The organism is Salmonella sp. WC3, from assembly GCF_042932255.1.
Taxonomy (GTDB): Bacteria; Pseudomonadota; Gammaproteobacteria; order Enterobacterales; family Enterobacteriaceae; genus Salmonella; species Salmonella enterica.
In genome coordinates this window covers 2,095,220-2,107,084 of record NZ_CP170629.1, presented here as the reverse complement: position 1 = coordinate 2,107,084, position 11,865 = coordinate 2,095,220, and the positions used below count along the sequence as shown (strand labels likewise).

The following is an 11,865-nucleotide window of genomic DNA, read 5'->3' as shown; positions in this document are numbered from 1 at the left end:
GACACTGATGACCATGTATGCCACGCTGGAAGAAGCTATCGATGCAGCCCGGGAAGAATTTCTGGCTGACCATCCAGGCCTCGAACAAGATGAAGCGAATGTGCAGCAGTTCAACGTTCAGAAATATGTACTGCAGGATGGGGACATCATGTGGCAGGTCGAATTTTTCGCCGATGAAGGTGAAGATGGCGAATGTCTGCCGATGCTGAGTGGTGAAGCCGCGCAGAGCGTGTTTGACGGCGATTATGATGAGATAGAGATCCGCCAGGAATGGCAGGAAGAGAATACTTTGCATGAATGGGATGAAGGGGAATTCCAGCTTGAACCCCCGCTTGATACCGAGGAAGGCCGTACTGCGGCAGACGAATGGGATGAGCGTTAATTACTCATAAGGCCCGTGGTGAATATCGAGCGGCAGTAGCAGTGTATCGAAGATCAGTGAGAAGGGCAGATCGAGGATAGTGATATAGCGCCATGCGGAATCACGCATATCCCACTGCACGCCAGGGTAATACTGGTTACCGTGTCCTTGTCCGGGGATCGTTCTGCTGATAATACTGCCGCAGCCGCTCAGGGTAATTACCATTATACTCACCGCGAATATACGCACCTGATACCTCATTTCACTATAAAAATACCGGCATCACGCCGGTATTTTTCACCTCACTCCAGACCTGAAGACCTTATCCCGCTGACGATGCTCGTCCCTGCAACGCCTGCGGATTCAGGACGAGAGACTGATAATGGTTTACCCAGGAAGAGTATCTCTCTGGCGCATTCCAGACCCGATAGTGTAAACGCGCCATCGTCACCGGATCGCTGAGCAAAACCAGACGCCGATCGCGGTTCAGTTTCTCCGGCGTTTCGTTTAGCGCCTGCTCCACATGACGATCGCGGGCTATTTCCAGCACCTTACTGGCGCGGTGACGCGCGGTGGCCATCGCGGTCGCCAGCGCATTAAGCGACGGGTTAAATACCGCATGCATAAAGCCATCGTCCAGAATACGGTGGCGATTCATCTCCAGATATTTATCGGTATCGACCAACACCTGAGGCGGCGAATACTCTTCCGGGATCAGGAACAGCTTCCAGCGTTTGGTGCGTAATCCTACCGTTGAACGACTGGAGATCACCGAAACAAATGGCGACAGAATCAGCGAAAAGACAATCGGCGCCAGCCAGAACAGAAAGCGTAAATCCAGCCACGCCATACCCACCGCCCAGACCAGCCCCAGCAGCAGTTGAGAGCCGTGACGCATAAAGGCTTCTCCCCACGGCGTAGAATCATCGTCGCGTTGCGGTGAGTTCCAGACCACTTCCCAGCCGAGGAACGCGCTGACCACAAACACGGTATGAAACAGCATACGCACCGGCGCCAGCAACACGGAGAACAGCACTTCCAGCAACAGCGACAGCGTAACGCGCCAGAAACCACCATACTCTTTGGTGCCTTTACACCAGATCAGCATAATACTGAGCAGCTTCGGCAGGAACAGCAGCACCATCGTTGACGCAAACAGCGCGATTGCCAGTTCCGGACGCCACTGCGGCCAGACCGGAAAAAGCTGGCGCGGCTGAAGGAAATATTGCGGCTCTGTTAACGCATGAACGACCTGCAGCGCGGTAGAAAGCGCGAGGAACATAAACCATAACGGCGCGGACAGATATGACATTACCCCCGTCAGGAACACGGCGCGATGCACCGGGTGCATTCCTTTCACCAGGAACAGACGAAAGTTCATCAGGTTGCCGTGACACCAGCGGCGGTCGCGTTTAAGCTCATCCAGCAGGTTTGGCGGCAGCTCTTCATAGGAGCCGGGGAGATCGTAGGCAATCCAGACGCCCCACCCTGCCCGACGCATTAGCGCCGCCTCCACAAAGTCGTGGGAAAGAATCGATCCGGCGAACGAACCTTCTCCCGGCAGCGGCGCCAGAGCGCAGTGCTCGATAAACGGCTTCACGCGGATAATGGCATTGTGCCCCCAGTAGTGCGACTCCCCCAACTGCCAGAAGTGCAGCCCGGCGGTAAACAGCGGCCCATAGACGCGGGTCGCGAACTGTTGGCAGCGGGCATACAGAGTATCCATCCCCGACGCTTTCGGCGAAGACTGGATAATCCCGGCGTTTGGATTCGCTTCCATCAGGCGCACCAAGCCGCTCAGACACTCGCCGCTCATCACTGAGTCCGCATCCAGCACCACCATATAGCTGTACTGATTGCCCCAGCGGCGGCAAAAATCGTCAATATTGCCGCTTTTGCGTTTCATACGGCGGCGGCGGCGACGGTAAAAAATTTGGCCTTCGCCCTGCACTTCCGCGATAAGCTCCATCCACGCCTTTTGCTCCGCCACACAGATATCCGGGTTATAACTGTCGCTAAGGATATAGACGTCGAAATGCGCGGCGTTGCCTGTGGCTTTAACGGACTCCCAGGTCGCGCGCAGACCGGCGAAAACGCGGCTAACGTCTTCATTACAGATAGGCATGATCAGCGCCGTCCGGTGTTCCGGATTGAGGGGCTCATCGCCAACCGTAGACGCGGAGATGCTGTACTTATCGCGCCCGATAAGCAGTTGCAGGAAGCCCATCAGCGCCGTCCAGAATCCGGCTGACACCCAGCAGAACAGCACGGCAAACAGAATCAGGATACCGGTTTGCAGCATGTAGGGCAGGAGCTGCATAAAAGAGACCCAAATATCCTGCCCCACCATATCCATAGGATTGATGAGCGCCCATCCCTGATAAGGCAGAATGGTCTTCATATACCAGGTCGCGACGACGGTTTGCGCCAGAGTCAAAATTAACAAAATATAGCGGCGTATAGTGCCGACGGTACGCCATTTTTGCTCGCTCGCCTGCTCTTCTTTTGTCAGACGAGAAACATAGCGCGGCGTTACATCCCGCCCACGCAGACGATCCCAGAAACGGCCAACCGGGTTGGTTCGCCAGGGATCGGGAAACATCGAAGAGCGCGTCGCTTTTGGCATAGCCTGCAACTGATCGCGCCCTTCATCATCTTTAATTAACTGCCCCTTCGCCAATGAATCCGGCCAGGCGTGTTCAAGGCGGGCTTTTACGGAACCCTGCGGTGAATCGTCTTCTCGCGAGTAAGTCCGATGCTCGGCATCCAGCGCCTGATGCACGGCGCGGATGTCAGTTTTCGGCAATGCCGCTTTCTCACGTTCAGAAAGCAGCAGTGCGTCAATATACTCAGTTGTTTTATTCATTGGCAGGTAACTGGTAGCTCCAGGTTTCACTTAGCGTCTGATCGGCATTCACCAATGCGGCACGCATTTCCGTGGTTTTCTTCGCGTCTTTGACTTTCACGCGCAGCATTAAACGCCAGCCTTTAGTGACTGGGTTATAGCGTACATTACTGTCAACGATTTCACCGTTATCGCCAATGCTGGTTTGCGCAGCGACAGGCGTATCCGGCGGCAGTTTTTTCATGTCGGCGCCAACGAAATCCACCACAAAGGCAATAGTGCCGTCGGGCTGGCGAATCAGATTCGACTGTTTAACGTCGCCCGTTGAGCGGCGTGTTTGCAGCACCCAGGCATTATCCGGCGCATGAAGTTTATCTTCATCGCGGCTGAAGATCAGAGTGTACTTGAAGTTCATCTCTTTACCCGGTTCCGGCAGTTGATCCGGAGTCCAGTAAGCGACGATGTTATCGTTGGTTTCATCATTGGTCGGAATTTCAACCAGTTCAACCTTACCTTTGCCCCAGTCGCCTTTCGGGGTAATCCAGGCGCTTGGACGCAGGTCGTAGCGATCGTCTAAATCTTCAAAGCGCGAGAACTCGCGACCACGCTGCAACAGGCCGAATCCCTGAGGGTTTTCCATTGCATAGCTGCTCACAGCGAGGTGTTTTGGATTGTTCAGCGGACGCCAAATCCACTCGCCATTACCCGCATGAATGGATAAGCCGTTCGAGTCATGCAGTTCCGGACGATAGTTGGTCGTCGGCGACGGCTGGTTTGGCCCAAACAGGAACATACTGGTTAATGGCGCAACGCCCAGCTTGCCCACTTTATCGCGCAGATAGACTTTTGACTGCACGTCCACCACGGTATCGCGGCCAGGAATGATCACAAAACGGTAAGCGCCGGTCGCGCGCGGAGAATCCAGTAATGCATAGACGGTCAAACGCTTATCGGTGGGTTTTGGACGCTCAATCCAGAACTCGCGAAAGCGGGGAAACTCTTCACCAGATGGTAAGGCGGTATCAATCGCCAGGCCGCGCGCAGATAAGCCATATACCTGGCCTGCGCCGATAACGCGGAAATAGCTGGCGCCAAGCATACTGACGATTTCGTCGTTCTTATCTTTACTGTTGATGGGGTACAGAACTTTGAACCCGGCGAAGCCTAAATCTTTTACCGTGTCTTTATCGTGCTGAACATTGCCAAAATTGAAGTAATCCGGGCTGTATTTGATTCTTTTGACCGTCGTCGCCGTCACTTCGTTAATCTTGACCGGCGTATCGAAGTACATCCCCTGATGGTAAAATTCGAGCTTAAAAGGGGTCTTTAAGTTGTTCCAGTAGGCTTTATCGCTGTTAAACTGGATCTGCTGATAATCCGCATATTTCATGTCGCGGAAAACGGAGGGCAAGTTGCTTTTAGGCGCCTCATAGCCTTTCCCGGCTAAAGATTGAGCTTGTTTTGCCACGTCATCAATACTGAACGCCCAGCTCGATGATGCGTAGAGCGTTAACATAATAGCTGCGCCCAACCAACGCATTTTCATCATTTGTCGTTTATGTTTCATAATAAGTAAGCACTTCCCCCTTTGTGTGCTTATATCGATCCGATCCATTTTAATGGATAATCAGGCATTACGACAACTGAATCCAGGCTTTGTTCAGCGCGCTGGCTCATGGATTAAGCACCTCCCGCGCCTGTTTTCACTTTGCGTGCTTATCCTGGAGACAGGTTGTCGGAGTTGGTGTAGGGTTGCTACCGAATGTAACTATAATTCGCCTTATGGATAAGGTGAAAAATCTGAGAATACGTGACCTTATATGAGCTCTGTACCCGCGCCGCGTGAATATTTTCTTGACTCTATCCGCGCATGGCTGATGTTGTTAGGGATTCCCTTTCATATCTCGTTGATCTATTCCACTCACAGTTGGCATGTCAATAGCGCCGCGCCATCGTGGTGGCTAACCCTGTTTAACGATTTTATCCACGCTTTTCGTATGCAGGTGTTTTTTGTTATTTCTGGTTATTTTTCGTACATGTTATTTTTACGTTATCCATTAAAACACTGGTGGAAAGTACGGGTAGAACGTGTGGGTATTCCCATGCTTACCGCAATCCCTTTGCTTACCTTGCCGCAATTTATCCTGTTGCAATATGTCAAAGAGAAAACAGAGAACTGGCCTACACTCTCTGCCTATGAAAAATATAATACGTTAGCGTGGGAACTCATTTCACATCTGTGGTTTTTACTGGTGCTGGTGATATTAACCACCGTCAGCATCGGGATTTTTACCTGGTTCCAAAAAAGGCAGGAAACAAGCAAGCCTCGTCCCGCCGCTATTTCGCTGGCCAAACTTTCGCTTATTTTTTTCCTGCTGGGGGTGGCTTACGCTGCTATCAGGCGCATTATATTCATCGTATATCCGGCAATCCTCAGTGACGGCATGTTCAATTTTATTGTGATGCAAACGCTATTTTATGTGCCGTTTTTTATTCTCGGCGCGTTGGCCTTCATTCACCCCGATCTGAAAGCGCGCTTCACCACGCCCTCACGCGGATGCACTTTAGGCGCTGCCGTTGCTTTTATCGCGTATCTGCTGAATCAACGTTATGGGAGCGGCGACGCCTGGATGTACGAAACCGAATCCGTGATTACGATGGTAATGGGGCTATGGATGGTGAACGTGGTATTTTCACTGGGGCATCGCTTGTTAAACTTTCAGTCCGCGCGTGTCACCTATTTCGTGAATGCTTCGCTGTTTATCTATCTGGTGCATCATCCCTTAACGCTTTTCTTTGGCGCGTATATTACGCCGCATATCTCCTCCAACCTGATCGGGTTCTTGTGCGGGCTGATATTTGTTATGGGTATTGCGTTAATTCTGTATGAAATTCATTTACGCATCCCGCTCCTGAAATTTCTCTTTTCAGGTAAACCGCCGGTAAAACGAGAAAGTCGCGCCACGATCGGGTAGTTTTCCGCGCGCGGGTTCAAAGCAGCCATTCAACAGGTAAAATTGCCGCCAACCGTACCAGAACTCGTTGCCAGAAACGCGTAGCGGGTTCTTTCTTTAACACCTTTTCCTCTTCTTGCTGACGATCGATCCAGTTAATTCGTCCCCAGCGATCCAGCCGCAGTTGCCAGGCCGCATCGCGTTGGCTCTGTGTAAAACGCTTATGGATAAGCGTCGCCAGCGTTTCACTTTCAATGACAAAGCCCATTTCGGTATTTAAAAGCGTTGAACGGGGATCAAAATTAAGCGACCCGATAAACACCTTACTACCATCAATACTGAACGTTTTAGCATGTAAGCTGGAACCTGAGTTCCCGGTGAGTCCGCGATCATGTACGGCGGTTTCATGTTCGCGGGTCGGTTTCAGTTCGTAGAGCTCCACGCCATAGCGCAGTAATTTCTTGCGCCAGCGCGCGTACCCTGCGTGAACGACCGCCACATCGTTGGCCGCCAGAGAGTTAGTTAAGATGGCGATCTTCACGCCTTTCCTGACCAGATTAAGCAACTGCGCCACGCCTGCGCGCGTAGGGACAAAGTAAGCGGAAATAATGTCGATACGCTCCGTCGGCGACCCCATCACGTCAAATAATCGCTGCGGAAGAAGCGAATGGCGCTGCGCCTTCCCCTCGCCTTTAGAAGGGTCATCGCTAAGCAAGCGTGTTTTTGCCCAAATCAGCGGCAACGTTCCGCGATCGAGATCCGCCATAAACTGGCTGGTTTCCAGCTTATGCAGATAACGGCGGGTGATCTCATCGTTATACCAGGATTCGGGAAGTTCGATACGCTGCGTCAGTTCCTGCTCAGAAAGGGATAATACTTGCTGCAATGTCGACACTGAACTACAGCGCCAGTAACGTTCAAAATCATTGGCGACATCATTGACCACCGGGCCAATGGCCATCACGTCCAGATCGGAAAATAGCGGCTCCTCTCCAGCGCCGAAATAGGCATCGCCGATGTTGCGCCCACCGACCAGCGTCACTACGCCGTCGGCAGTGTAACTTTTATTGTGCATCCGCCGATTCAGCCGCGCAAAATCCGTCAAATATCCCAGCGCGCGTAGCGTACGAAAAGAGAAAGGATTAAACAGACGAACTTCGATATTAGGATGACTATCCAGCAAGCGCAACGTATCATCCAGACCAGGCGTATTGTTATCATCCAGCAGCAGACGAACATGAACGCCGCGCTTCGCCGCCGACAGCAGAACCGAAAAGAGCAGCCGCCCGGACATATCGTCTTCCCAAATATAATACTGCACATCCAGCGTCCGCGCCGTCATTTCGGTCAGGCGGTAGCGGGCGGCAAAAGCGTCCAGACTGTTATCCAACGCGAGAATGCCGCACTCTCCGGGATGGCGCGCGCATAGCGGTTCAACGGAACGCTCCAGGCGTGTTTTATCAGGCAGGGTCGTCGCCTTGCTGAGTAAGTAATCTTGCGTAAAGCCGGGCAGTTTCTTCATCATAACAGACAAAGTATACCTGTTCAGGCAGAGCGTAACGGGTAATAAAATCTGAAACCGTCCTGACGGCGACTTCAGCGGCCTGGGCGCGTGGATAGCCATAAACGCCGGTACTGATTGCCGGAAAAGCGATGGAACGAAAGTGATTCGCCTCGGCAAGCAGCAAACAATTCCGGTATGGCTCTTCGAGTAGCTCAGCTTCCTGGTGTTCGCCGCCTCGCCAGACGGGCCCCACTGTGTGAATAACCGCCTTTGCCGAAAGCTTGCCAGCAGGCGTGATAACCGCATGTCCCGTCTGACATTCGCCCTGTTGCTGGCGGATGAGTTTACAGGCGTCCAGCAATGCCGGCCCCGCCGCGCGATGAATCGCGCCGTCTACGCCGCCGCCCATTAATGATGCGTTAGCGGCATTCACAATCGCATCGACGCTAAGTTGAGTGATATCACCCTGTATGACCTGAAGACGTGATGTCATAACCCCCCCCCCTTTGTCTCACCTTATCTGCAAAGTGTACAGCAGGGCTTTCAACAGAGTCGCTCTTTTTATATCTATGACACCGCCGTTAACGGTACTCAATATTCATCACCGCCAGGCTTTTTTGCGCATCGAGATAATGCAGCCGTACCGTCGCAATGGACTGAATATCCTGCGGTAATCCAGATGCCTGCCGAAGGTCAATCCGGTGCATTTGCTTTTTACCTTCGCGCAGGCAGGTTAAATCAATATTTTCGGCGTGAGTAGAAATATCGCACAGTGGCTCAACAATCGCGCCGCGAAAATGGATAACGCCGCCCTGTACCGTTTGTTGCCCTACCGCAGAATGGATAAAAAAAGCGCAGATACACAGGCCTATGGCAGGGATATTTTTCTTGATTACGGACATGTTAACTCCTCAATGATTAGTCATCCTCGAGGGTTCGGCGTTACCTTATAGCGACATGCCGAGACGATGAGACGCTTTTATCGCCTCTTTATACCCAGGTCAGCCAATCCATTTCCGCCACCATCAAAAACTACTGTGCAGAAGGCGGCCATTGTTGTGATAAATGCAGTGATTGTCCGTCCGAAACAGTAACAATAATTTTAACCGAGTCCTCTGAAGATATATTTACACTAAGACGAGACAACTCAATCGGTTGATTAGCAGGTAAAGATAGCGTTTGTTTTTGCTGTGTATGGCTTTGTCCCCCGACGCCGTCGCGCACAGAGAGAATTTGCACCTGACAGACGCAGGGTTCGTTTAATGTGACCTGAGGGATCACCGTGTAAATATCGCCTTGCTGAGTCGTGGTAAACGTAATCTGATTTGAAAGTGCGGCAAGGAGCAATAAAGTATGCATAATTTCCTCCCGAAAAAAAACAGGGCTTATGCCCTGTTTTTTTATTAGCGCAGACGCTAAATTAATACTGGTTAGCCGTGGCGTTGTTGCCAAAACCAACCTGACGCACCATTACGCTGGAATCAGATGCGGTCTGATTAACCAGCGCGGCGTTATTACCGCCGTATTGACCGACAGTAATATCGGAGTTTTTAGCGTTCCACTGGTCGATGGTGGCATTGTTTCTGAAACCATTCTGAGTCAGTTCAATAGTACTGTTATCCGCACCCTGGCCTACATCGGCGCCGTTACCATAACCGCTCTGGGTAATGGTCGTTTCAGATTTACGGGCATCGCTTTGCAGAGCAAGCGCAGCGTTAGCGGAACCGTACTGATAAATGCTCAACGTGGAATCCGGGCCGGAACTATTGCCGCCGCCGTTATGATTACCGCCGCCGCCCCATTGTGGAACGACGCCAGCCAGAGCACTGCCAGAAACTACGATTGCTGCGAATGCTGCCACTTTTAAAAGTTTCATGGTAAAACCCCCATCGGATTGATTTAAAAGTCGTAACGGTATTAGCGTTGGGTGACGCGAATAGCCATATGCGACTGTTTCTGCACTACAACTGCTGTTTTCTGCGTACCGTACTGGGTAATATTGGCCTTATTTCCAGAACCTTTCTGGATAATAGCCGCACTATTACCGTAAGCGCTTTGCGATATACTGGCATCGTTGGCATTGCCCGTTTGCTCAATATACGCAAAGTTATAATTCCCTGCCTGGTCGACTTTCGCCCGATTATTTCCTCCTTCTTGTGAAATAACGGACAATAGTTTTGATCCTTCCTGGCGTACTCTGGCACTATTATCCGTGCCGACTTGACCAATAATGGCCGCCTGATTAAATGAAGACTTGCTTAATTCATTTACCGCAAAATTATACTCTGAACGAGCCAGATCATAATTTGTCGCGGTTGCAATCCCAGGCGCACCCAGTATTGTCAACATCATAAATAACAATTTGTTTTTCATGCTGTCACCCTGGACCTGGTCGTACATAGCGAAAATTATCTATTACCTTGTTAGCGACATGCGTTTTTTGTTAACGCGTCGTTACGATGAAGAGTATGTCCGTGGAAACATTTTTAATAACTCACCCACGCGTGGTATTTTGTTATTTAAGCTCATACCAAAGTACTAATAAAACGATAGCCATGTGATTTTTTATAATTGATTTTTGGCCACAGAAGAGAGTGTATCGCGAACCCAAAAAATGAAGTGTTGGTGTGTGTTATGCCGCCATGGGGATGTTCTTATGCTTCCCATGGGGGGCAATACGCACAAGACGTGACACACTTCGTTTTTTTTTGTCTTTGTGCTGTCCAGGTTAATGCCACGTCTCAAATTTTAAGAAAAAATAAAATCAAAACATAACATATAATAATTAAAATGATTAAAAATCAATGAATTATTATAATTTGTATGATTTTTTAAATCTATGCAATAACAGCGAAATGTACAACTTTACTATCAAATCTAAACTTCAAAAAAACCCAAAAAAAACATTTTAATACATATTTTTACATCTTGTTACAAGTTTAACACTTGCTTTAAGATTTGTAATGGCTAGATTGAAAACAGTTAAAAGTATTTTCGTAAATATTTTTCTCTTTCTGGATAATGGGCTATTTCAACCCACAGCAGTGCAACATCTGTCAGTACTTCTGGTGCCTTTATTTTATGGGGGCAGCTGTCAGATGTGCGATTAAAAAAAGTGGAGTTTCATCATGTTTAATGAAGTCCATAGTAGTCATGGTCACACACTATTGTTGATCACAAAGCCATCTCTGCAAGCTACGGCATTATTGCAACATTTAAAGCAATCGCTGGCCATAACCGGAAAACTGCATAATATTCAACGTTCTCTGGAAGATATCTCAGCCAGTTGCATTGTTTTAATGGATATGATGGAAGCGGATAAGAAGCTTATCCACTATTGGCAGGATAATTTAAGCCGCCAAAACAATAATATAAAAACATTATTGTTAAATACCCCTGACGATTATCCCTACCGTGAAATTGAAAACTGGCCTCATATTAACGGCGTGTTTTACGCCACTGAAGACCAGGAACACGTGGTCAGCGGATTACAGGGTATTCTGCGTGGCGAATGCTATTTTTCACAAAAATTAGCCAGTTACCTGATTACGCACTCAGGAAATTACCGCTACAACAGCACCGAGTCCGCATTACTCACTCATCGCGAAAAAGAGATCCTCAATAAGTTACGTATTGGTGCCTCTAATAATGAAATCGCGAGGTCGCTATTTATCAGCGAGAATACGGTTAAGACACATCTTTATAATCTTTTCAAAAAGATAGCTGTCAAAAATCGCACCCAGGCAGTTTCATGGGCAAACGATAATCTCAGGCGGTAAGGCCATGAAACGCTATCTGACCTGGATTGTAGCAGCAGAGTTACTGTTCGCTACCGGAAACCTGCATGCCAATGAAGTTGAAGTCGAGGTTCCCGGATTGTTAACCGACCATACCGTCTCTTCGATAGGACATGAATTCTATCGTGCATTCAGCGACAAATGGGAAAGCGAATACACCGGCAATCTGACCATTAATGAAAGACCCAGTGCGCGTTGGGGAAGCTGGATCACCATAACGGTAAATCAGGACGTTATTTTCCAGACCTTTTTATTTCCAATGAAAAGAGACTTCGAGAAAACCGTCGTCTTCGCATTAGCGCAAACAGAGGAAGCATTAAATCGCCGACAAATAGATCAAACGCTATTAAGTACGAGTGATTTAGCGCGTGATGAATTCTAAAACATGATTTTTATCCGGAGGC

General features: G+C 49.5%; 13 protein-coding genes. 4 read left to right on the top strand and 9 right to left on the bottom strand.

Features of this window, described 5'->3' with window-relative positions; translation table 11 throughout:
- The first annotated feature begins 7 nt into the window (after nucleotides 1-7).
- Nucleotides 8-382: a MysB family protein gene (locus tag ACFK9X_RS10010; protein ID WP_000180050.1), complete on the top strand. Its 375-nt coding sequence runs from the start codon at nucleotides 8-10 to the stop codon at nucleotides 380-382.
- On the opposite strand, the gene ACFK9X_RS10005 is transcribed toward ACFK9X_RS10010, so the two are convergent.
- From ACFK9X_RS10005 to mdoG, 3 genes are all read right to left on the bottom strand, one after another.
- Nucleotides 383-610, bottom strand: coding sequence for a YceK/YidQ family lipoprotein (locus ACFK9X_RS10005; protein ID WP_001217832.1), 228 nt, complete (start codon nucleotides 608-610; stop codon nucleotides 383-385).
- A 73-nt stretch (nucleotides 611-683) separates the two neighbouring features.
- Nucleotides 684-3,227, bottom strand: coding sequence for a glucans biosynthesis glucosyltransferase MdoH (gene mdoH, locus ACFK9X_RS10000; RefSeq protein WP_151116308.1), 2,544 nt, complete (start codon nucleotides 3,225-3,227; stop codon nucleotides 684-686).
- Nucleotides 3,220-4,755: a glucans biosynthesis protein MdoG gene (gene mdoG / locus ACFK9X_RS09995; protein ID WP_151117928.1), complete on the bottom strand. Its 1,536-nt coding sequence runs from the start codon at nucleotides 4,753-4,755 to the stop codon at nucleotides 3,220-3,222. The genes mdoH and mdoG overlap by 8 nt, the downstream gene beginning before the upstream one ends.
- Nucleotides 4,756-5,026: 271 nt before the next feature.
- On the opposite strand from mdoG, the gene mdoC reads away from it, so the two are divergent.
- Nucleotides 5,027-6,181, top strand: coding sequence for a glucans biosynthesis protein MdoC (gene mdoC, locus ACFK9X_RS09990; RefSeq protein ID WP_000100055.1), 1,155 nt, complete (start codon nucleotides 5,027-5,029; stop codon nucleotides 6,179-6,181).
- A gap of 16 nt (nucleotides 6,182-6,197) precedes the next feature.
- Here mdoC and ACFK9X_RS09985 read toward each other — a convergent pair whose 3' ends face one another.
- The 6 genes from ACFK9X_RS09985 to csgB all read right to left on the bottom strand — a co-directional run bounded on the left by ACFK9X_RS09985 (nucleotide 6,198) and on the right by csgB (nucleotide 10,037).
- Nucleotides 6,198-7,685, bottom strand: coding sequence for a phospholipase D family protein (locus tag ACFK9X_RS09985; protein ID WP_151116307.1), 1,488 nt, complete (start codon nucleotides 7,683-7,685; stop codon nucleotides 6,198-6,200).
- Nucleotides 7,621-8,157 carry an O-acetyl-ADP-ribose deacetylase gene (ymdB, locus tag ACFK9X_RS09980; protein WP_151116306.1) on the bottom strand — a complete coding sequence of 179 codons (537 nt, stop codon included), beginning with the start codon at nucleotides 8,155-8,157 and terminating at the stop codon, nucleotides 7,621-7,623. The genes ACFK9X_RS09985 and ymdB overlap by 65 nt, the downstream gene beginning before the upstream one ends.
- Nucleotides 8,158-8,245: 88 nt before the next feature.
- The gene (locus tag ACFK9X_RS09975; protein WP_000111254.1) at nucleotides 8,246-8,566 is read right to left on the bottom strand and encodes a type 1 fimbrial protein; all 321 of its coding nucleotides are present in this window, start codon (nucleotides 8,564-8,566) and stop codon (nucleotides 8,246-8,248) included.
- A gap of 130 nt (nucleotides 8,567-8,696) precedes the next feature.
- Nucleotides 8,697-9,023 carry a curli assembly chaperone CsgC gene (csgC, locus tag ACFK9X_RS09970; protein WP_000557256.1) on the bottom strand — a complete coding sequence of 109 codons (327 nt, stop codon included), beginning with the start codon at nucleotides 9,021-9,023 and terminating at the stop codon, nucleotides 8,697-8,699.
- Nucleotides 9,024-9,084: 61 nt separating this feature from the next.
- On the bottom strand, nucleotides 9,085-9,540 hold the full coding sequence (csgA, locus tag ACFK9X_RS09965) for a curli major subunit CsgA (protein WP_000771416.1): 456 nt from the start codon (nucleotides 9,538-9,540) through the stop codon (nucleotides 9,085-9,087).
- Between the two features lie 41 nt (nucleotides 9,541-9,581).
- A complete protein-coding gene (csgB, locus tag ACFK9X_RS09960; RefSeq protein WP_000791655.1) occupies nucleotides 9,582-10,037 on the bottom strand; it encodes a curli minor subunit CsgB in 456 nt (151 codons plus the stop codon).
- A 755-nt stretch (nucleotides 10,038-10,792) separates the two neighbouring features.
- On the opposite strand from csgB, the gene csgD reads away from it, so the two are divergent.
- Nucleotides 10,793-11,443 (top strand): biofilm master transcriptional regulator CsgD, encoded by a 651-nt coding sequence (csgD, locus tag ACFK9X_RS09955; RefSeq protein WP_000481520.1) that lies wholly within the window; start codon nucleotides 10,793-10,795, stop codon nucleotides 11,441-11,443.
- A gap of 4 nt (nucleotides 11,444-11,447) precedes the next feature.
- Entirely contained in the window at nucleotides 11,448-11,843 is a 396-nt protein-coding gene (gene csgE / locus ACFK9X_RS09950) for a curli production assembly/transport protein CsgE (RefSeq protein ID WP_000833307.1), read from the top strand.
- Nucleotides 11,844-11,865 lie beyond the last annotated feature (22 nt).